The organism is Micromonospora sp. ABR4_055 (assembly GCF_056160425.1).
This window is the reverse complement of the sequence record NZ_JBSWXD010000070.1, coordinates 1-19,704: the sequence shown is the minus strand read 5'-3', so window position 1 is coordinate 19,704 and position 19,704 is coordinate 1. Positions and strand designations below refer to the sequence as shown.

The 19,704-nt window shown below is 71.3% G+C and carries 26 protein-coding genes; 7 read left to right on the top strand and 19 right to left on the bottom strand.

The features are described from left to right. Nucleotides 1-57 precede the first annotated feature (57 nt). Nucleotides 58-897: a GNAT family N-acetyltransferase gene (locus ACXAHD_RS17355; protein ID WP_289212475.1), complete on the top strand. Its 840-nt coding sequence runs from the start codon at nt 58-60 to the stop codon at nt 895-897. Nucleotides 898-1,134: 237 nt separating this feature from the next. Beyond that, on the top strand, nt 1,135-1,476 hold the full coding sequence (locus tag ACXAHD_RS17350) for a hypothetical protein (RefSeq protein ID WP_281553925.1): 342 nt from the start codon (nt 1,135-1,137) through the stop codon (nt 1,474-1,476). On the opposite strand, the gene ACXAHD_RS17345 is transcribed toward ACXAHD_RS17350, so the two are convergent. Together ACXAHD_RS17345 and ACXAHD_RS17340 are read right to left on the bottom strand one after the other, a co-directional pair. Then, a complete protein-coding gene (locus ACXAHD_RS17345; protein ID WP_281553926.1) occupies nt 1,465-2,565 on the bottom strand; it encodes a hypothetical protein in 1,101 nt (366 codons plus the stop codon). The genes ACXAHD_RS17350 and ACXAHD_RS17345 overlap by 12 nt on opposite strands. Before the next feature lie 102 nt (nt 2,566-2,667). Continuing rightward, nucleotides 2,668-2,838 carry a hypothetical protein gene (locus tag ACXAHD_RS17340; RefSeq protein ID WP_281553927.1) on the bottom strand — a complete coding sequence of 57 codons (171 nt, stop codon included), beginning with the start codon at nt 2,836-2,838 and terminating at the stop codon, nt 2,668-2,670. A 675-nt stretch (nt 2,839-3,513) separates the two neighbouring features. Between ACXAHD_RS17340 and ACXAHD_RS17335 the strand changes: the two genes are divergently transcribed. Next, nucleotides 3,514-3,852, top strand: coding sequence for a TIM barrel protein (locus ACXAHD_RS17335; RefSeq protein WP_289213549.1), 339 nt, complete (start codon nt 3,514-3,516; stop codon nt 3,850-3,852). 286 nt (nt 3,853-4,138) lie between these two features. Beyond that, complete coding sequence (locus ACXAHD_RS17330; RefSeq protein ID WP_289212478.1) at nt 4,139-4,696, top strand: glycosyltransferase family protein; 558 nt, start codon at nt 4,139-4,141, stop codon at nt 4,694-4,696. Between the two features lie 55 nt (nt 4,697-4,751). Here ACXAHD_RS17330 and ACXAHD_RS17325 read toward each other — a convergent pair whose 3' ends face one another. From ACXAHD_RS17325 to ACXAHD_RS17305, 5 genes are read right to left on the bottom strand one after another with little or no spacing between them, the layout of a single operon-like run. Then, nucleotides 4,752-6,314, bottom strand: a complete 1,563-nt coding sequence (locus ACXAHD_RS17325; RefSeq protein ID WP_281553929.1) for a serine hydrolase domain-containing protein — start codon at nt 6,312-6,314, stop codon at nt 4,752-4,754. After that, entirely contained in the window at nt 6,311-6,868 is a 558-nt protein-coding gene (locus ACXAHD_RS17320) for an ArsR/SmtB family transcription factor (RefSeq protein WP_475051685.1), read from the bottom strand. The genes ACXAHD_RS17325 and ACXAHD_RS17320 overlap by 4 nt, the downstream gene beginning before the upstream one ends. A gap of 10 nt (nt 6,869-6,878) precedes the next feature. Next, nucleotides 6,879-7,511 carry a DUF998 domain-containing protein gene (locus tag ACXAHD_RS17315; RefSeq protein ID WP_281553931.1) on the bottom strand — a complete coding sequence of 211 codons (633 nt, stop codon included), beginning with the start codon at nt 7,509-7,511 and terminating at the stop codon, nt 6,879-6,881. 43 nt (nt 7,512-7,554) lie between these two features. Further along, nucleotides 7,555-7,872, bottom strand: coding sequence for a hypothetical protein (locus ACXAHD_RS17310; RefSeq protein ID WP_281553932.1), 318 nt, complete (start codon nt 7,870-7,872; stop codon nt 7,555-7,557). Further along, nucleotides 7,859-8,176 carry a hypothetical protein gene (locus ACXAHD_RS17305; protein WP_281553933.1) on the bottom strand — a complete coding sequence of 106 codons (318 nt, stop codon included), beginning with the start codon at nt 8,174-8,176 and terminating at the stop codon, nt 7,859-7,861. Before ACXAHD_RS17305 ends, ACXAHD_RS17310 begins: the two co-directional genes overlap by 14 nt. Before the next feature lie 140 nt (nt 8,177-8,316). Between ACXAHD_RS17305 and ACXAHD_RS17300 the strand changes: the two genes are divergently transcribed. Further along, nucleotides 8,317-9,120: a Scr1 family TA system antitoxin-like transcriptional regulator gene (locus ACXAHD_RS17300; RefSeq protein WP_281553934.1), complete on the top strand. Its 804-nt coding sequence runs from the start codon at nt 8,317-8,319 to the stop codon at nt 9,118-9,120. Next, nucleotides 9,117-9,299, top strand: coding sequence for a DUF397 domain-containing protein (locus ACXAHD_RS17295; RefSeq protein ID WP_281553935.1), 183 nt, complete (start codon nt 9,117-9,119; stop codon nt 9,297-9,299). Before ACXAHD_RS17300 ends, ACXAHD_RS17295 begins: the two co-directional genes overlap by 4 nt. 27 nt (nt 9,300-9,326) lie before the next feature. Here the strand turns inward: ACXAHD_RS17295 and ACXAHD_RS17290 are convergent, their stop codons facing one another. The 3 genes from ACXAHD_RS17290 to ACXAHD_RS17280 all read right to left on the bottom strand — a co-directional run bounded on the left by ACXAHD_RS17290 (nt 9,327) and on the right by ACXAHD_RS17280 (nt 10,755). After that, nucleotides 9,327-9,590, bottom strand: coding sequence for a Txe/YoeB family addiction module toxin (locus ACXAHD_RS17290; RefSeq protein WP_281553936.1), 264 nt, complete (start codon nt 9,588-9,590; stop codon nt 9,327-9,329). Continuing rightward, nucleotides 9,587-9,862 (bottom strand): type II toxin-antitoxin system Phd/YefM family antitoxin, encoded by a 276-nt coding sequence (locus tag ACXAHD_RS17285; protein ID WP_281553937.1) that lies wholly within the window; start codon nt 9,860-9,862, stop codon nt 9,587-9,589. Before ACXAHD_RS17285 ends, ACXAHD_RS17290 begins: the two co-directional genes overlap by 4 nt. Nucleotides 9,863-10,068: 206 nt before the next feature. Further along, nucleotides 10,069-10,755: an aldo/keto reductase gene (locus tag ACXAHD_RS17280; protein WP_281553938.1), complete on the bottom strand. Its 687-nt coding sequence runs from the start codon at nt 10,753-10,755 to the stop codon at nt 10,069-10,071. Nucleotides 10,756-12,124: 1,369 nt separating this feature from the next. Here ACXAHD_RS17280 and ACXAHD_RS17275 point away from each other — a divergent pair. Further along, on the top strand, nt 12,125-12,391 hold the full coding sequence (locus ACXAHD_RS17275) for a hypothetical protein (RefSeq protein WP_475051681.1): 267 nt from the start codon (nt 12,125-12,127) through the stop codon (nt 12,389-12,391). Between the two features lie 9 nt (nt 12,392-12,400). Here ACXAHD_RS17275 and ACXAHD_RS17270 read toward each other — a convergent pair whose 3' ends face one another. The 9 genes from ACXAHD_RS17270 to ACXAHD_RS17230 form a co-directional block, all read right to left on the bottom strand. After that, nucleotides 12,401-12,757 (bottom strand): hypothetical protein, encoded by a 357-nt coding sequence (locus ACXAHD_RS17270; RefSeq protein ID WP_281553941.1) that lies wholly within the window; start codon nt 12,755-12,757, stop codon nt 12,401-12,403. Nucleotides 12,758-13,199: 442 nt separating this feature from the next. Then, nucleotides 13,200-13,802, bottom strand: a complete 603-nt coding sequence (locus ACXAHD_RS17265) for a GNAT family N-acetyltransferase (protein WP_281553942.1) — start codon at nt 13,800-13,802, stop codon at nt 13,200-13,202. Nucleotides 13,803-13,809: 7 nt separating this feature from the next. Continuing rightward, nucleotides 13,810-14,307 (bottom strand): ribonuclease HI, encoded by a 498-nt coding sequence (gene rnhA / locus ACXAHD_RS17260; protein WP_281553943.1) that lies wholly within the window; start codon nt 14,305-14,307, stop codon nt 13,810-13,812. Nucleotides 14,308-14,461: 154 nt separating this feature from the next. After that, complete coding sequence (locus ACXAHD_RS17255; protein ID WP_281553944.1) at nt 14,462-15,181, bottom strand: DinB family protein; 720 nt, start codon at nt 15,179-15,181, stop codon at nt 14,462-14,464. Nucleotides 15,182-15,245: 64 nt separating this feature from the next. Continuing rightward, the gene (locus tag ACXAHD_RS17250; RefSeq protein WP_281553945.1) at nt 15,246-16,223 is read right to left on the bottom strand and encodes a hypothetical protein; all 978 of its coding nucleotides are present in this window, start codon (nt 16,221-16,223) and stop codon (nt 15,246-15,248) included. A 129-nt stretch (nt 16,224-16,352) separates the two neighbouring features. Further along, nucleotides 16,353-17,159, bottom strand: coding sequence for an IclR family transcriptional regulator domain-containing protein (locus ACXAHD_RS17245; protein WP_281553946.1), 807 nt, complete (start codon nt 17,157-17,159; stop codon nt 16,353-16,355). Between the two features lie 29 nt (nt 17,160-17,188). Continuing rightward, nucleotides 17,189-17,695: a 4-carboxymuconolactone decarboxylase gene (gene pcaC, locus ACXAHD_RS17240; RefSeq protein WP_281553947.1), complete on the bottom strand. Its 507-nt coding sequence runs from the start codon at nt 17,693-17,695 to the stop codon at nt 17,189-17,191. Continuing rightward, nucleotides 17,673-18,491 (bottom strand): 3-oxoadipate enol-lactonase, encoded by an 819-nt coding sequence (gene pcaD, locus ACXAHD_RS17235; RefSeq protein WP_281553948.1) that lies wholly within the window; start codon nt 18,489-18,491, stop codon nt 17,673-17,675. The genes pcaC and pcaD overlap by 23 nt, the downstream gene beginning before the upstream one ends. Then, nucleotides 18,491-19,704 (bottom strand): lyase family protein (locus ACXAHD_RS17230; RefSeq protein WP_475051673.1); only part of this gene is annotated, 1,214 nt, incomplete at its 5' end. The genes pcaD and ACXAHD_RS17230, both read right to left, overlap by 1 nt.

Sequence of the window (19,704 nt, the reverse complement as noted above, 5' to 3'; positions counted from 1 at the left end):
CCCCTGGTGCCCGGATCGGGTCTGCCGGGCGGCATCGGATCTGGCAGGCTGGTAACTGTGCTGACGGTGCCGGTGCGGCAGCTCGGGGAGACCGAGCGTGGGGCGGTGGAGCGGATCCTCGACCTCGACCCCTATGCCGCGCCGCAGGTCGCGGAGCGGATAGCCGCGCGCGGACTGGCCTGGTGGCGCTCGGACGGGCGGGTCTTCGGCTACGGGCCGCGCCGCCAACTTGAGTCGCTGTGCTGGCTCGGCGGGCATTTGACCCCGGTGCACGCTTCGCCGGCTGCGGTCGCGGCGTTTGCCGACCGGCTCGCCATCGAGGAACGGGTCTGCTCGTCGATCGTCGGTCGGGCCGACGCCGTACTCGGGCTGTGGGAGCGGATCGGCGGGCAGTGGGGGCCGGCCCGGGAGATCCGTGCCGACCAGCCGCTGCTGATCGCCGACCGGCCGCCGGCGGTGCCGGCTGACCCGGGGGTACGCCTGGTCCGGCCCGACGAGATCGACCTGCTCTTCCCGGCGGCGGTGGCCATGTACACCGAGGAGGTCGGCGTCTCCCCGGTCGCCGAGGACGCCGGGCGCGGCTACCGGCGGCGGGTCGGCGAGCTGGTCCGGGCCCGTCGCACGTACGCCCGGATCGTCGACGGCACGGTGGTCTTCAAGGCCGAACTGGCCGTCGTCACCCGGCACACCGCGCAGGTCCAAGGGGTCTGGGTCGATCCGATATGGCGCGGCCGTGGGCTGGCCACCCCGGCGATGGCGGCGGTGGTCCGCGACGCGCTGCGCCGGGTCGCGCCGACCGTCAGTCTGTACGTCAACGATCACAACACCGCGGCCCGTCGGGTCTACGACCGGTGCGGTTTCCGCCGGGTCGGCTCCTTCGCCACCGTGCTCTTCTGAGCCCTGCCGTCCGCGGCGTCGGCACGGTCCAGCCACTCCTACTCGTCCAGCGGCCACGGAACCGCGTCCGACAGCGGTGGTACTTTGTTGGGCGTTTTTCCCGGGCGACCAACCACCCACGTTGGGGAGGCTGAGTGGGCCGGGGTGTCCGGTCTTGGCGGCGCAGCGCACGCGCGTACCGGCTGGTGCCGGCCAGCCAACCCGCCAGGCAGGTCCATCAGTGAAGGCAACCCGATCGTGGCACACGGTTACCGGGAATTCGTCCGTCGCCAACGGGCCGAGCTGCACGCCGGCAGCACACTGGTCACGACCCGGGCCGGTCTCGTGGAGTACGGGGAGGTCGGCCCACCCGCTGGCCGGGCGGTGCTGCTCTTCGCGGGCGGCGGTGGCGGCTACCGGAATGCGGGCCAGTGCTCCGGCCTTCAGGCCGGGGGTGAAGGCCCGCGCTGGGAGGGCCGCCAGGGCCCGAGCAGTGCCCTAACCTGGACGGTTCTGCTGCTCGATGTGCTGCGTCACGATGCTCGGTGGCGCGCCGGCGCGACCACACGACAAGCCAGGTCCACGTTCCTAGCCGAGTGACACCCGGTAGAGCCGGCCCGTCGTGACACACGGATCCGGGGTCACCCGGGCGGCGGTGGAGAGCAACGAGCGTGGCTCGTCGTGTCGCCGGACGGTCCGCGGATCGGCGTCCGCCGGCAGCGGCAGCAGGTGGAGCTGGTCGACTCCCCAGGTGGCGATCCGGTCGCGCCGTTGCGCGACCGGGATGTCGGCGAAGTTATCCGGGAAGAACGTCGTCCGCCGGCCGGTCAGGGTGCTGTGCCGGCCGACTTCCGTGCTGGTGACGATGGTCAGCGTCCCGTCGCTGCGGCAGCGCCGCAGCTCCTGCTCCACCACGCCACCGGTGAGGCTGTCCGGGTCCGGCGGCACGGTGGTTAGCTGGTGTCCGAGCGCCCAGCCTGCCGGCAGCGTCAGCAGCAGCACGCCGACGGCATGCCCGGTCCGCCGCCCGGTCAGCCGGGCCGGGACCGGGGCCCGCAGGATCAGCACGACTGCGGTCAGCAGCGTCAGCAGCACGGCCAGGCTGAGATAGCGTCGGCTCAGGTAGCCGGTGCTGAGCTCTGAAAAGGCGACCTGTGCGGTGAATGCGGCCAGCGCGGCCAGGCCGACCAGCAGCCATCGCGGCCCATGGCGCAGCGGTCTGCGGCCGCGGCGAAGCTGCAGTCTGCGGCCGCGGCGGAGCAGCAGGCCGGCGGCGACAGTGGTGGCCACGACGGTGGGTGCCCAGACCGCGGCCTTGGCCGCCTGCAGGACAGCCGCCGGCGCGTTGCCGACGAGCCGGGCCAGCCAGCCGATCGGGTCGTCGGCGGCGGTCGGAAGCTGGTCGACGTCGATCACGTCGGTGACGTACAGCTGCGGCACGGCCAGCGCGATGATGCGGTTGTCCGCCGGGAACGGCGTACCGAAGTGAACCAGCCCGTAGACCGCCCACGGCGACATCACGAGGGTGAAGACCAGGCCGGCTGGCAGCAGCCAGCGCCAGTCCCGGCGGCGGATCACGACCAGCAGCACCGCCAGGAGCAGCACAGCCGGCAGGGTGTCCGGTCGGGGGAGCACCAGGCCGCCGCCGGTGACCCCGACCAGAATCGGCCAGAGCGGACCACAGCCCATCGAGTACGGCTCGGGCGACTGGTAGCTGTGCCGGGAGGCGATCCGGAAGAAGTCGCCGCCGAGGGTCTGGGACAGCTCGTAGTAGCGCCACGAGTCCGGGTTCTACGGCGGGCCGTCCCAGTAGTAGAGCAGCAGGACGGCCAGTACGCCGACGAGCGTCGCCCAGCCGGCGGCGGGCAGCCAGCCGGGCACCGACAGGGTCCGCCGGGCGTCGACCGGGTCGCTGGTCGAGTCCTCGGTCGGTCGCCCGGTGAGCCGGGTGAGCCTGCTCACGCCCCCGCCCCGATCGTCGCCGCAAAGTCGTCCGATGTGGCCGGACGGGCCGATGCGGCCCGGGCGGTCGTCCGGTGCGCCGGTCACCTGATCGTGCAGGTATGGCCCTGGTGGTCCGGCGGTACGCCCTGGTGCCTCGGCCGGCTGGCAGACCACCACGTCGCGGACCGCGTACATCGGCCGGGCCCGTACCTCGACCAGGATCCGCCAGGTACTCGCCGAGCACCCCGAGGATCAGGAACAGGCCGGTGAATCCGCCGGACACCAGGATCGCCAGGGTGGTCCACCCTTCGATGGGGTCGGACTTGACGAGGAACACCGCGACCGCGTACGCGATGCCGGCGAGCGAAAGGGCGCCGAACGTCAGGGACAGTCGGTGTGCCACCCGTGGCCCGAAGTCGGAGAACGACAGCAGGATGTCGAAGGCCAGGCTCGACGTCTCCCGGTCCAGCCGCCGGCGCGCGGCGGTGTCCACCGTGGTCCGGATGTACCGCAGGTGCTCGTGCCGGTGCCCGAGGATCGCGTACAGGGCCTTGCGGTAGCGGACCCTTTTCCGCATGGCGAGCATCGGGGCCAGCGTGCGCCGGGAGGTCAGTCTCAGACGCTCGGTACGCAGCGGGGTGTCGAGGTCGCTGTACCGGTTGACCAGGCGGTAGAACACCCGGCGCCGACTACCTGGTCCGGGCGGAGGAGGCGGCGCGGCTGGTGGCCGCCGTCGACTCGCCGGGGCTGCGGCTGCACCTGGACACCGCCTGCATGGCGCTGGCCGGTGACGACGCGGCGGCCAGCGCCGACCGCTTCGCTCCGCTGCTGCGCCACGCCCATCTCAGCGAGCCCGACCTGGCGGCGGTCGGCACCCCGGACCGCGCCCACGCCGACTTCGTCGCCGCGCTGCGGGCCGTCGGGTACGACCGGTACCTGAGTGTCGAGATGCGCCCGACGGACGGCGATCCAGTCGCCGCCGTCGATCGCGCCGCCCGGTACGCCGTGGCACTGTGCCGTGAGCGGCCTTGACCGGCACCCGACAACTCGACCCCCCAGGCGACCAGGTACCAGGCGACCAGGTACCAGCGCCCTCCCGGAGCGACCGGCGGGTACCGCGTTACGACCGACGCGACTTCGCACCCCGGCGCAGCCGGTACGCGGTAGTGGTTCCGGTGATCAACGAGGGTGACCTGCTGCGGGCGCAGCTGAGCCGGATGCACGACCACGGTCACGGCCTTGACGTGCTGATCGCCGACGGGGCAGCACGGACGGCTCCGTCGCCGACGACTTCCTGGCCGGCCACGGCGTACGGTCGGTGCTGGTCAAACGCGGTCCGGGCCGGCTCAGCGCGCAACTGCGGATGGCCTTCGCCGCAGCCCTGGACGACGGCTACCACGGGGTGGTCACCGTGGACGGCAACGGCCAGGACGGCGTCAAGGCGATCGGCCGGTTCCGGGACAGGCTGGACGACGGGTACGACTACGTGCAGGGCTCCCGCTTCGTCCCGGGCGGCGTGGCGGTCAACACGCCCTGGTCCCGGTACCTCGGCATCCGGCTGCTGCACGCACCGTTGCTGTCGGCCGGGGCGCGGACCTGGTACACCGACACCACCAACGGTTTCCGGGGCCACTCGGCCCGGCTGCTCGCCGACCCCCGGGTCAACGTGTTCCGGGACGTGTTCGACGCGCACGAACTGCTGGCGTACCTGCCGGTGCGGGCGGCCCGGCTGGGGCTGCGGGTCTGCGAGGTGCCGGTGACCCGCGCCTACCCGGCGGGAGCGGTGCCGACCAAGATCAAAGGCCTGTCCGGGAACCTGGACCTGCTGGGCGTCGCCGCCCGCGCCGCCACCGGCCGCTACGACCCGGCACCCTGACCGGCCGCTACGACCCGGCACCTGACCAACCCAGCGGCGGATCGCCCGGCGGAGCTCAGCCCAGCAGCAGGGTCAGGGTGAGCGCGACGGCGGTGACGGTGACGGTGGCCACCAGCCCGGTCCAGCGCAGCCACGGCCGGCCGGACCCGGTCACCGGCAGCCGTCGCCAGCGCAGCACGCCGGCCGCCACCCCACCGGCGGCGAGTCCGGCGGCCACCGCCCACCAGCCGGCCCACACGTCGTGCCAGGCACCGGCGAGGTGCCCGATCAGCAGGTAGAGCAGCGCGCTCGACGCCGAGCCGATAACGTTGAGCCGGTCGGTCACCGGCAGCCAGCGCCGCCGGCCGCCGAACGCGGTCGCCGCCGGGGTGGCCGCGGCGGCCAGCAGCAACACCACGGTGACGCCGATCAGCAGCGGCCCGGCCCCGGCGGCGTCGCTGTCACCGGCCACCCCGAGCAGCGCCAGCCCGATCGGCTCGACACCCTTGTCGGTGTTGCCGAGCACCACGACGCCGTCGCCGGTGGCCGGGTCGAAGCCGACGTACGACCGGAAACCGCCGGTCCCGCCGTTGTGCCAGGTGATCGCCCGACCGTCGTACGTGGTGGTGAACCAGCCGTAGCCGATCCGGCGGGTGTCGTCGTCGGCGGTGAACCGGGGCTGGGTGGCGTCCGCGCCGGGCGCGGAGCCGTCGAGCAGCGCGGTGACCAGCCGGGCCAGGTCCGGGGCGGTGGACCACAGGCCGATGCCGGCGCCGGCCAGCCCGGAGCCTTGCCACGGATCGGCGGCGCGCCCACCGGCGGTGGATCCGGTCGTCGCACCGGCCGGCAGGTCGGCCCCGTCGAGGGAGTAGCCGGTGTCGCTCATGCCGAGCGGGCCGATCAGCCGTCGCTCGACCAGCGCTGGGTAGGAGCCGGCGTCGGCCTCTCCAACACTCCCGGTCTGCTCAGCCTGGTCAGTCTGCTCGGCCAGCGCGATGCCGAGCAGCGCCGCGCCGAAGTTGGAGTAGTGCACCTCGCCCCGACCGTCACCGACCCGGGCGCGGGTCAGCGCTGCGCGGATCCGGTCGACGTCCAGACCGGCGTACGGGTCGGTGCCGCGCAGCGCCCCCAGCGTCATGGTGAGCGTCGCGGTTGCGCCGACCGTCGGCAGCCGGGGCAGCCCGGACCGGTGGCTGGCCAGCTCAGCCAGGGTGATTTCACCGACCGTCGGGTCGGCGAACTCCTGACCGGGCAGCGCCTCGGCGAGCGTCGTGTCGCCGTCGACCTGCCCGGCGGCGATCTGGTCGGCCAGCAGCATCCCGGTCAGCGTCTTGCCGATCGAGCCGATCTCAAACGGGGTGTCCGGCCGTACCGGCTCGCTGGCGCGGCCGACGGTGCCCGGAGCGCGGTCACCGAGTCCGGCGACCCGTACCTGCCCGTCGGCGATCCGCGCCACCGCCAGACCCCGGTAGCCACCGGGGTCGTCGATCACCGCGCGGACCTCGTCGGCGAGCGCGAGGTCACCGGTGGCGGCGTCGCCGAGGCGGGCCGGCCAGGGCGCGATCAGCGCGGCGAGCAGCCCGCCGACGACGGCGACAGCCGCCGCGACGATCAGAGCGCGGGTACGCGTCGGGGTCATCGGTGTGCTCCGGACAGGACGATCAGCAGGGGGACGACCCGTTCCGGCGGTACGGCGTACTGCCCCCGGGTCGACGTGCGCAGCCAGCCGGCGCTGACCAGTTGCCGCAGGTGGTGGTAGAGCTGACCGGTGGTGCCGAGCCCGTCGACCTCGGCCAGGGCGGCGACGGTCCGGGTGCCGGCCAGGATCTGCCGGACCAGCAGCAGCCGCACCGGGTGGGCGAGCGCGGTGAGGGTGTCGGCGTACCCGGTCCAGTCGGCGTCGAGCAGGTCGTCGACGGTGTGCCCGTACTGCCAGTCGTAGTGTTCGCCGGTCGGCAGGGTGACCGTGCCGGTGTAGAGCACCGCGCCGGAGGTGCCGCCGACCTGGTCCTTGAGTCCGTCGAGCGCCCAGAACGGGTTGCCGGTGTCCGGTCCGACGGCGTTCGGTCCGGTCGACGCGTCGCCGACGGCTCGGTCGGCGTCAACGGCTCGGTCGGCGTCGAGACGCGCGACGAGGTCCTGCACGGTCCGTTCCAGGGCGGTGACCCGCTCGGTCAACTCCGGCTCAGTCATCACCCCATTATTACGTAGTTACGTAATTTCTGCAATCGGAGTGGGTCGGGTCGCGGGCCACCTGCCCCGCCGTCGCCACGCACCACACCACGATCAGCAGCAACAGCAGCCGCTCCAACGTGCCGACCAGCAGCCCGCCGCCGACCAGCAGCATGCCCAGCCCGACTGCGGCGGACAGCGGCAGCGCGGCGGCGGCCCCGAGCAGCGCCAGCCGGCGCAGCGGACAGGTCGACACCGGCGACCAGAACACGGCGATCATCGCGAAGACGCAGCAGGCGACGGCGACGATGCTGGCCCCGCCGTGCACCAGGTCGGTGGCGGTGACCGGGTCGTGTGGCGGCAACGGGCAGCCGTCCCGGCAGGAGACGGTCGCTGAGACCGTCGTCGCGCCGGCCGCCGCGACCAGCAGCCAGGCGGCGGCGCGGACCGGGCGCAGCGCCCCGGCGAGCAGCAGCAGGCTCACCGCCAGGGCGAGCAGCCCCGACTGGTACGCCACCACGGAGCCGCCGTCGCCGACCCCGGACTCGCTGACGTACCCGCGCAGTCCCGGACCGGGACCGGCGACCACCGCGACCGTCACGGTCACCGCCCCGCCGACCGCGCCGACCGCCGCCCCGACCGCCCACCACCTGGTACGCCTCACCCGCCTACGGTGTCACGCGGTCCCGGCTCACGTGGTTGCGGTGTCAGGCCGGCCGGTCCGGATCGGCGTGGCTGCCCGCCGGATGTGTCGGTGGTGCCGGCCGGTGGTGCCGGACCGGTCGGATCACCGCCCCCGGCCGCAGCAGCGCCACCAGCCGGGCCTGGACGTGTCGGGTGACGCCGTCCCGGCCGTCGAAGTTGATCTGTGCGCCGATCAGTTGCACCCATCGGATCCCGTCTTCGATCGAAACGTCGCCCACGTGCTGCACCCGCAGTCGGAGCGCGCCGATGCCGTACCGGTAATCGGTTTCCGACATCTTGATCACGTCGCCGACCTCGACCGGAAGATCACTGTTGCTCATTGTCGTCCATCCTTTCCGGCACCATTTCCGGTGGCTGCAGGCCGTGTAGTTGCAGTACCGCGCGGACTCTTCTGGCCGCCGGATCCCGGTGCCGGTCGAGGTAGGCCAGCGCCTTGCGGAACGGCCGGCAGTACACCTGCCCGCACGGCAGGCAGCCGTCGTTGCGGCGGGGCATGTGCCGGGTGACCAGCCGTCGGGCGTGGGTGATCACGTCGTCGTGTGCGGTGGTGTGCTGCGGGCCCGCGTTGGTGGGCAGCCGGCGTAGTTGTCGCGGTAGTCCGCCGATCCCGTCGTTTCTCGGCATCGTTCACCTCCCGGGTGGAGTGTCGAGTCGAATCTTCCTCCACTCCACCCTGGACTTCTCAACCCAGTCAGCGGAAGATAGGTCAGCGGCAATCCGCACCCATCTACCGGACAATCACCTGTATCCGAAAGGTGTGCACCGTGAATACACTTCCGGAAATCCTCCGTCAGCTGCGAAGCGAGCGCTCCGTCACCCAGGATCAGGTCGGTGAGGCGATCCTGGTCTCCGGTTCGTTGATCGCCGCCTTCGAGCAGGGCCGGCTGGTCCCGCAACCGGACACCGCCGCGCGACTGGACGAGTTCTTCGGCTCGGGTGACCGGGTCCGCAAGTCGGCGGCCGAGGCGGCCGAGGCCCGTGAGCTGGAGCGGGAGCGGCGTCGGATGGCCCAGGCGGTCTGGTTCCGCCCGTGGGTCCAGCTGGAGGAGTCCGCCACCACCCTGCGGTACTACCAGGCGTCACTCATCCCCGGCCTGCTGCAGACCGAGGAGTACGCCCGGTCGGTGCTGGACAGCGGCCTGCGCAGTCAGCGCGAGGTCGACGAGCTGCTCGCCGTCCGGATGGAGCGCCAGTCCGTCGTGCTGGGCCGCGAGGATCCGGCGATCTGCGTGTTCATGATGGACATGGCGGCGCTGCGCTCGGCGCACCCGGCGATGGCCAAGGCGCAGCTGGAGCGGCTGCTGGCCGAGTCGGAGCGCCACCGGACCTTCGTGCACGTGGTGCCGGACGGGGTCGGCATGCACATCGGCCGGTCGGTGTCGTTCGTGCTCGCCTCGCTCGACAACGGCGCACTCGCTGGATACATGGAGGATATTTTCGAGGGCCGGCTTGTCACGGAGCCGGCGCGGGTGACCGGGCTCGATCGGGCGTGGCACACTGTCAACGCGCTCGCCCTGAACGCGGCCCAGTCCCGGGATCTGATCCGGCAGATGGTGAGGGAGCTATGACCACCGAGCCGATGTGGCGCACGTCCCGCCGCTCGAACGCCTCCGGCGGTGACTGTGTCGAGGTCGCCGACAACCTGCCCGGCCGGGTGCTGGTCCGCGACTCCAAGGACCGCACCGGCGGCACCCTGGCCTTCGACCCGCCCGCCTGGTCCGCCTTCGTCGCCACCGTCAAGCGCTGAGCCGCACCCCGGCTGGGGCGAGACCGGTCAGTCGCTGTAGTGGTACCGGGCCTTAATGATCTTCACTTCCTTCTCGTCGGCCCGGTACACCAGGCGGTGTTCGTCATCGATCCGCCGCGACCAGTAGCCGGACAGGTCGCCTTTCAGGGGTTCCGGCTTGCCGACACCGGTGAACGGGTCACGCTGGATCTCGCCGATCAGGCGGGTGATCCGGCGCGCCTTCTTCCGATCCGAGGCGAGCCGGAAGAGCAGGTCTTCCCATGCGTCGGGATCGAAGTTGACCTCCCTCACTCCTCGCCCCCGGCCATCTCCCGTAGCTCATCCATGGTCTTGGCGATCGAGGAGCCGCCCGCTCGGTCCCGGGCGACGGCTTCCATGAGCCGCCTCGCGTTCGCGGGAGACCGAAGCAGGTACACGGTTTCTTGCCAGGCGTCGTAGTCCTCCGCCGACATGAGCACCACGTCCCCGCTGCGCGAGCTGATGCGTACCGGGTCGTGGTCGTCGTTGACCTGCGCGATGAGGGGGAACAGGCGCTGCCGTGCTTCGCTTGCGCTGATGGACATGGTTGCGCTCCTTCCAGCCAGTACAGGAATACCGTACCATTGTCGTACCTAAAACCTGTACGACTTTGGTCGCTGAATGGCGAAGCGCGCGGCGGATGCCGGGCTGGCGTCGAGGATGCGTACGAGGCGGCGCTTCAGGCACCAAACCCGGCGATAGCGCAGCGTGACGGTTAGCCAACCGGGCGACGTGCTCGCGTCGTCGAGGGTCAGTTGCCGGTGCCGAGGTTGGCCATCATCGCGGCCGGGTAGCGGTCGCCCCGTGCCGAGCCGGCCGGCACGGCCTTCTCGATCTCGGCCAGGTCGTCCGCGGAAAGCACCAGGTGGGCGGCGGGCAGGGCCTCGGTCAATCGATTGCGGGTACGGGCGCCGACGAGCGGGACGATGTCGCCGCCCTGAGCCGCCACCCACGCGATCGCCAGCTGAGCCACGGTGCAGCCCTTCGCCTCGGCCACCCGCCGCAGCGCCTCCACCAGGGCCAGGTTGTGTTCGACGTTGTCACCCGAGAACCGTGGCATCCGGCTGCGGTGGTCACCCGGTCGCGCTTCGGTGTTCTGCCAGTGGCCCGAGATGAGGCCTCGGCTCAGGACGCCGTACGAGGTCATCCCGACGCCCAGTTCCCGCAGTGTCGGCAGCACGTCGGCCTCCACCCCGCGCGAGATCAGCGAGTACTCGATCTGCAGGCCGGCGACCGGGTGCACGGCGTGCGCCCGGCGGACCGTCTCGGCACCCACCTCGGACAGTCCCACATGCCGCACGTACCCGGCTTCGATCATGTCCTTGACCGCGCCCACCGTGTCCTCGATCGGCACCTCTGGGTCCAGTCGTGCCGGCCGGTAGATGTTGACGTAGTCGACACCCAGCCGGGTCATCGCGTTGACGAAGACGAGGAGCATGATCCTGATCGGCTGCGAGAAGTCGCGCGGCCGGGTAGGACCCGCGAAGCAGGCGCCAGATGACCCGGCCGGCAGGGCCGCACGAGGTCTGTCTGCAGCCCGACCAGCCTCGATCAGTAGATCAGTTGAGAGGTTTGAATGTATCGATAACTGCCGGTAAGGTCGTGCTTGCATGTCGTTACCGAGATGGGAGCATCTGTGAGCAAGATCAGAAGCATCTTGGTAGGGGGCATCATCGTCGCGTTGGTCGCAGCCGTGCCTGCGCCAGCCTCGGCAGAGCCTGGGAAGTCGGAGGTGTCTGACATCGCGCCGGCGATAGAACCGGCCACAGACGAAGCGCACAAGTACGCCCAGCTCTTCGCTCGCCAGGAGAAACTCAACGATGCGGCTGACGCCATCCGGGTGGCAGCCGGCGACCTGGCTCTGTCGGGTTTCGCTGGTGACCGAGTTGATCCCGCCGCCAACACCCTGACTGTTTACTGGCACGGTGAGCTGACAACGGCGGTCGAGATCGTTATCGCGAAGGTGCGCCGGGCTGGAATTGACGTCGAGGTGCGGGCCGCAGCCTACTCGCTGCACATCCTCGAAAAGGAGGCTGACCGTCTCGCGGGACAACAATTCTCGTCTGGCCGCGTCGTGCTCGTCGGCCCGGCCCCGGACGGCAACAGCCTTGAAGTCGGTGTCACACTGGCCGACGGCGACAGGCGCGCATCTACCGATCTGCGCCAGGTGTCTGACGAGCTAACCGGTAGCGTGAAACTGGACGTGTCGCTCGAGTCGCCCGCCGAATTTACGACCCGGTTCGCGGACACCCAGCCCTACTGGGGTGGCGCGCTCATCCTGAATGGCGGTGCCTGTACCTCAGGCTTCGGTGTACGGGGCAACAACGGCGCAGCCCGCTACCTGCTCACTGCGGCGCATTGCGGTGCTGGGCAATGGCGAACGGGCAACGGCACCGTGATCGGCAACACCCTCTCCAACACGACGGTCGAGTACGACGGCATGCTGATCCTCACCAACGCTGGCTACAGCGTGTACGAGGGCCCATCCTTCGCCAGCGGCGACACCAACACGGGTCGCAACATCAGCGCTGCGTCCACCAACCACGTCGGCAACCTCGTCTGCTCCGGTGGATCCTTCTCCGGCTCCGCCTGCGGCTGGACCGTCCAAGCGCTCAACCAGACCCTCACGCCCATCGGCGGACCCACGATTCGAGGCTTGGTCCGAGCTGAGGGCGCGAACCGCGTCGGGGGGGGGGGGGGAAGGGAGAAGGGGGGGGAGGGGTGGGTTCCGTGCCACCACCACAGACACGCACCCAGAACCCCCCACCCCCCCCCCCCCCCCTTGTTCTCGTCTCGTTTTTGTTTTTTTGTTCGGGGTGGGCCCCCCCCCCCCTTCCCCCCTCTCCCCCCCCCCCCCCCCCCCCGGCCCGGTCTATGTACAGTCCGGCAACAGCGGCACGGCCCGCGGCATCATCAGCCTACGCTCGGCGAACCGCGACGAAATTGTGCCCTGCAGCGGAGTACCCAGCGGAGACATCAACGATCCCAACTCCCGGCAATGCTCGTGGAAGTGGTGGTACGTCGACATCAACGAGCAACTTTCCCGGCTCAGTGTGAACTTCCTCACCCCCTGACATTATCGTTCAGCTACTGGTCGGTCCGGACGGAATTCCGTCCGGACCGACCGAGAAAGGCGCGAACTCAGCCGAGCCCCGTTCCACCACGATTGGCTTCCGATAATGGTCAGATAGTCTCTCCGCCTCACCTGCTGCCCCATCCACCGTCATCACCAGCACAGCTGAGCCGTCGGGCGACGGACCCGCGCCAGAAACAGCGATACCTTCGCTGCGCCAGTACTCCACATCGGCCATGACCTGCTCGGTCAACACCAGCATCTCCTGCTCCGAGAGCCGGGCGTCCGCGAATCGGATGTCGACGTTGGCGAACCGATTCCGGACCACCACGTCGAGATCGCTGCCCGGCTTACGATAGACGGTCATCGTCCCGGCGGGCTCATCCAATATGATACCCGCATACCATCGTGCGTACCTCGTGCGCAGCAAATCCTCTACCTGCTCCGCAGCTTGGTCAGGCCTGGCCCCACCAACGTCGTCTCCCACGGCGCACCCAGTAGCGGCCAGCACCACGGCGACAACCAAGGCCAAGATTCTAGTCTTGCTGGGCACTACGCTTCTCCTCACTACACGAGCACTACCTCTCGCATTCGACGCTGCACGGGCTGCCCGGGTTCCCGTCCTGCTGCATCCCATGGGTCCTCGCATGGGGACGGTGAGCGCGCGGTGGGTCGGCGGATTGAAGCAGGCACAGATTGTCTTTGTCGACCATCACGGTTGGCGCCACGTCGTCGGACACACCCTGGGCTCCCGGGAGCCGGCACGGACACTTCGCTGACGGCCTGAGCCGTCCGGCCGGCGATCGACGTCACCGCAGATCGAGCCGCATGAGCACCCGCGCGAACCCGGCGAGTACCGAGGCGGTGTCGGCTACCTTCACGAAACCGGCGTGCTCGAAGGCCGCGCGGGTACCGACATAGGCCATCGTGAGGTCCACCTTTTCGCCACTGTTGTCGACGGGGTAACCCTCGATCGCTGGCGCGCCGCGCTCGCGGGCGAAGGCGACGGCACCGGCGAGCAGGTGGTGCACGACACCCCGCTTGCGGTGGCCCGGCCGAACCCGGAAGCACCACACGCTCCACACATCGAGATCGTCGATGTGCGGGATCCGCCTGTTGCGCGCGAAGCTCGTTGCGGCTCGCGGGTGCACCGCCGCCCAGCCGACGACCTCGTCGCCGTCGTAGGCGAGTACTCCGGGAGGTGGATCGAGTCCGACGAGTTCGCGCACCCGCTCACCGCGCATCGGTCCGCGCAGCAGCAGGTTTTCCTTCGAGCCGATGCGGTAGCTCAGGCACCAGCACACGTTCGCGTCCGGTCGCTTCGGGCCGACGACAGTCGCGACGTCCTCGAACACCGTCGCCGGGCGGACTTCGATCGTCATGACGCCTACCCTGCCACCGTCCACCGACACACGGCGGTCAGCTGCGGCGCGGTGTCGCTCGGCGGCGCGGCTGCGGCACCGGCGGCACCGGGACGCCGGCGGCCTCCAGCGCCTCCCGCTGACCGCGAGCGGCGAGCCGGTCGGCGCGCTCGTTCTCCACGTGACCGGCGTGGCCCTTCACCCAGTGCCAGACGACCTCGTGGTGACGGGCGACGGCGGCGTCGAGCTCCCGCCACAAATCCTCGTTCTTGACCGGCTCGCCGGCTTTCGTACGCCAGCCGTTGCGTTTCCAGTTCGCCATCCACGACAGGACACCGTTACGGACGTACGTGCTGTCGGTGTACAGGTCGACGGTGGACGCCCGGGTCAGCGCGGCCAGCGCCCGGATCGGGGCGGTGAGTTCCATCCGGTTGTTCGTCGTCGCGCCGGCCTCACCGCCGCACAGTTCCTTCTCGGCCTCGCCGTAGCGCAGCAGGGCGCCCCAACCGCCCGGCCCCGGATTGCCGCTGCACGCGCCGTCGGTCCAGATCTGCACCCGCGTCGTCCTCAGCCCTGCCACCCGGACAACCTACTGGTCGGCTTGACCGCGGTCGTCCCGGCACGGCCGTTCACTCCGGTACCCACCGTTTCGCGACAGCAGGCGGAAGGGCGGAGCGGTACGTCGAGTCGTCAACTCCGTGTCGGCAACCTCAACCCTGCACGTCGAGGTCACGCAGCGCGTACCGCAGGTGCGACCACTCCTCGTCGAGGATCACGTGAAGGCAGTGCAGGACGGACACGTCGTGCTCGGGTGACCACGCGCTCGGTCGGGGCTCGGCGAGCAGGTCCGCCGTGACGGTGGTGAGGAACTCCCGGACCATGGCCTGCCGCTCGGCACGTAGCTGGAGCACCACCGTGAGGGCCGGCTTCTCCGTCGCGAAGATCGACATGTCGAAGCCGTCCAACTCGTACTCGGCGTGGGGCTGGCCGAGCGGGTGGAAGGGCTGAGGCAGGCGCAGGATCGCCTTGCCGAGCCAGGCGTCGGTGGCGAACACGAGGTGGCGAAGCGTCTGCGCGAAGGACCACTCACCGTCGACCGAGACGTCGACGGCACCCTCGGGCAAGGACGGAATACGGTCAACCGCGGCCGCCCACGCCAGTTCGAGTGCCCTCCACGCCGTGCGCAGACCGTCCGGATCCTCGGCCCGCATCAGCTCACGCCCGGGGAACCGCCGGTTGAGTTCGGCCTCGACGAGCGGCACGACGTCGACCCCGTTGACCAGCAGCGCGCCGTCGGCAAGCCACGGCGCGTCGATGTCCAGCCCGCGCACGTCGACGCCGCGCATCACCGCGCCGGCCAGCGTCGACCGGTTGAACCGGGCACCCCGCAGGTCCCGGTCGACGAAGCTTGTGACGTCCTCCCGAGTCATCGCACTCCTCCCGTCCTCTCGGCTCCGGTCCCCCCGGCTCCCGCCGTCGGCGACCGCAGCGAGGCTACCGCCCGGGTACGACGCGGGCTGGCGTCTCTGCGGCGCCGACCGTTGGGCGCAGCGGCAGTCGGAGTGCGAGGCCGACAACGGCCAGGCCGTACCCGAGGAAGACGGGTTGGAGCCAGGAGACCGGACCGATGACGGCGACCTGGACGACGATCCACAGGACCAGTGCGGCCCCGACGACGAGGTGGCCGAGCGGTGCCCACGACCGCCGGCTGACCGCGGCGACCACCACGACGCCGGGCAGGACCCCGTTGACCGCCGCCAGGGCGGCGCCGGCCAGCACCGGAGAGGCAAACGGCAGGTCAGCGGTGACGGGCCCGAGGTCCATGCCGCCGGTGGTCAGCCCAACGGCACCGCCGACCGCGCTGACGGCGAGGAACGTTTCGAGCCCGATGAGAACCCGCTCCCGGCGGAGCAGTCGCCGCCGGTCGGGGAGTCCACGCTCCGGCGCGGCCTGCCCTACCTGCTGACCGGGCGCGACGTCGCGGTCCGGGGTCAGCGCCAGCGAGCGCCGCAGCGACGCGGTCGAGCACAGCCCGACGAGCCCGGCCGCCAGGATGCCGTAGAGCGCCTCGATGATCGACCGCTGCGGCAGCAGGACGACCTCCAGCAGGATCCATCCGCCGAGCGCGATCCCCGACACCCCGGTGGCGGCCCACGACCAGTGCCGGCCGGTCACCCGTTGCACCGGGGCGAGCCAGCGCCACCGTGGTCTGCGCAGCAGCCCGAACGCGCTGACCAGCGCGCCGAGACCGAGACCGGCCCCCAGCACCAGCCCGGGTAGCCGCCAGGTGTCGATCAACGGCAGGTCACGGAGCCATTCCGTACGCACGAATTCGTTGCCGTACGGGTACAGCCACATCTCCACGCCGCCGCCGACCGCCGTGACGCCGACGAAGATCAGCAGGCCGGCCGCCACCCGTACCGTCCACGGGCGGGACCGGATCGGCTCGGGAAGCCCGGTGGTTGAGCCCATACCTCAACAGTGGCCGCCCGGCGCTGCGCCGGCATTGGGCCGAAGGTCCCGGACGGGCCGTTTCGACCGGGTCCCCGGCCCCGGTCCGGCCCGGTCACCGGTTCGGCGGGTACGGCGGGTGCGGCGCGGTCAGGCGCCGGGCAGCCGGGTGGCCCGACCCGGCGCGGCGATCCGCAGATCGGCCTCGATCTTGGCGGCGGTGGCCAGCAGGTGCGGCAGCAGTTCGCGGCGGATCGACTCGACGGTGTTGCGGCTGGCGTGCACCGAGATGTTCACCGCAGCGACCACTTTGCCGGCCCGGTCCCGGATCGGTGCCGCCACCGACCGCAGACCTTCCTCCAACTCCTGGTCGACGATGGCGTAGCCCTGGGCGCGGACCCGGTCCAGCTCCGCCCGCAATGCCGCCATGGTGTGGGCGGTACGGGAGGTGAGCCGGTCCAGCCGGCTGCGCTCCAGCCGGGCGACCGCCTCTTCCTCGGGCAGGTGCGCCAGCAGCACCCGGCCGACGGAGGTGGCGTACGCCGGGAACCTGGTCCCGACGTTGATCGACACTGTCATGATCCGCGAGGTCGGCACCCGGGACACGTAGACGATGGAGTCGCCGTCCAGCACGCACACCGACGACGACTCGTGCACCTGGGCGACCAGCCGTTCCAGGTGCGGCTCGGCGACCTCGGGCAGCGAGATGCTGGACAGGTAGGCGTAGCCCAGCTCCAGCACCCGGGGAGTGAGCGAGAACATCCGTCCGTCGGTGCGGACGTAGCCGAGGTCGACCAGGGTGAGCAGGAACCGGCGGGCGGCGGCGCGGGTCAGGTCGCAGATCCGGGCCACCTCGCTGAGTGTCAACTCAGGATGCTGGGCGTCGAATGCGCGGATCACGGCGAGGCCGCGCTCCAACGACTGCACGAAATGAGTTTCCCGCCCGTGCTCGCTCATAACTCTCCTGTGGTGATGGTCGCCGAACCCTAACCGGGTTCCACGGTGCCCGGATCCGCCGATGATCTTGCTTCGCTGTCGGAGATCCGACCATCCGGTCCCGGGCTCTCGGCCAGCACCCGCTGTGCCACCGCGTACGCGCTGTTCGCGGCCGGCACACCCGCGTAGACCGCCGTGTGCAGCAGCACCTCGTTGATTTCCTGCGCGGTCAACCCGTTGCGCAGCGCGGCCCGCACGTGCATCGCCAGCTCGTCGGTGCAGTGCAGGGCGGTCAGTACGGCGAGCGTGACGCAGCTGCGGGTCCGCCGGTCCAGCCCGTCGCGGGTCCAGACGCTGCCCCACGCGTACCGGGTGATGAAGTCCTGAAAGTCGGCGGTGAACTCGGTCGTGTTGGCGACCGCCCGGTCCACGTGCGCGTCGCCGAGGACCGCTCGGCGTACCGCCATCCCGGCGTCATACCTCGGATCCGACGACGACGGTGCGGCCCGAGGGCCGGGCGACGGAGTCGTGGCGTCAACCGGCGGATCGGTCGGCATCGCCGGTCACCTCCTGTCCGGTGAGATGCGTCAGGATCAACTCGGACACCTGATCGGCCTGCTCGACGCTGGCCAGGTGCGCGGCGTCGGCGACGATCTGCAGGGTGGCGTCGGGGATGCCCGCGACGATCGTCTCGCTGTGCGAGGGCGGGGTGGCCGGGTCGTCGGCGCCGGCGATCACCAGGGTCGGCGCGGTGATCCTCGGCAGCAGCCCGGTCAGGTCCATCTGTCCGATCGCGACACAGCAGCCGGCGTACCCCTCGGCCGGGGTGGCCGCGATCATCTCGCGGGCGGCGGCGAAAACGTCGGGTCGCCGGGCGGCGAACCCGGGGGTGAACCAGCGGGCCGCCACCGTGTCGGCCACCACCCCGGTGCCCTCGGCCCGCACCGTGGCCGCCCGGTCGGCCCACGCCTGCGCCGGGCCGAGCAGCGCCGAGGTGCAGCAGAGCACCAACCGGTCGACCCGGGCGGCGGCGTGTCCGGCCAGCCACATCCCGGTCATCCCGCCGAGGGACACCCCGGCCACGTGGACCCGGTCCAGCTCCAGGCGGTCGAGCAGGGCGAGCACGTCGGCCCCGAGATCGTCCAGTCTGTACGGACCGGGCGGTACCGGGGAGCGGCCGTGCCCTCTCGTGTCGTAGCGCAGCACCCGCAGCCCGGCGCCGGTGAGCACCGGCACCTGCGGATCCCACATCGCCCGGGTGCTGCCCAGCGAGTTGGCCAGCAGCACCACCGGCGCACCGTCGGGTCCGACGATCTCGTGGTCGACCGCCACCGGGTGAATGTCGGTGGTCATCAGCGGTCCTCCTGGGTCGGTCGGCTGTGGTGATCGCGCAGCGCCCGGTCGATCAGTTCGCGGTACGCACCGAGGTAGCCGGCCGGGTCGAGCAACTCGTCCAGCTGGGCCCGGGTGAGCACCGCGCTGACCTGTGGGTCGGCGGCCAGCCGCTCGGCCAGCCCGGCGGCGGGACCGCCGGTGACCGCTACCTTGACGATCTCGTTGGCCCGGTGCCGGCCGAGCTGCCCGGCCAGCGCCCCGCTGACCCGCTCGGCGAGCAGCGCCCCGCCGGTCAGGTCGAGGTTGACCCGCATCCGTACGGCGTCCACCCGCAGCCCTTCCAGGCAGGTTCGCAGCCAGTAGGCGGCCGAGCCGACCGACTCCAGCAGGCTGCGTAGCGTCCGCCACTCGGCGTGCCAGCCGCCGGCCGCCCGCTGGTGCTCCTGGGTCATCGCGGCCAGCAGGGTGGCGACCAGCCCGGGGACCTGACCGGCGCAGGCGACGGCGGTGACGGCGGCGACCGGGTTGCTTTTGTGCGGCAGGGTCGACGAACCGCCGGGGCGTTCCTCGGCCAGCTCGGCGACCTCGGTCTGGGCGTGCAGCGTGACGTCGCGGGCGATCTTGCTGATGCTGCCGGCGGTGCCGCCGAGCACGCCGGCCAGGTCGGCCAGCCGGCTCCGGTCGGTGTGCCAGGGCAGCTGCGGGGCGGCCAGGTCGAGCTCGGTGGCGAGCCGGTCGACCAGGGCCGGGCCGTCGGCACCGAACGCGGCGAGGGTGCCGGCGGCGCCACCGAGCTGGACGGCGGGGACCTCGTCCCGGACGGTGCCCAGCCGGCGGGCGGCGGTGTCCAGCGCGGTCAGCCAGCCGGCGGCGACCAGCCCGAAGGTGGTCGGCAGCGCCTGCTGCAGCAGGGTCCGGGCGGGCAGCAGAGTGTCCCGGTGCGTCTCGGCCAGTCGGGCGGCGGCCGCGGCGGCCCGCCGTACGTCGTCCAGCAGCGGACCCAGCGCCCGGCGGACCACCAGCATTGCGGCCGTGTCCAGGATGTCCTGGCTGGTGGCCCCGGCGTGCACGTACCGGGCGCTGTCCGGCCCGACGGCGGCGCGCAACGCGGCGACCAGCGGCACCACCGGGTTGCCGGCGCCGGTCGCACCCGCGCCGATCGCCGCCGGGTCGAACCGGTGGTCGCGGGCGGTGGCGGTGATCGCCTCGGCGGCGGCCGACGGCACCGACC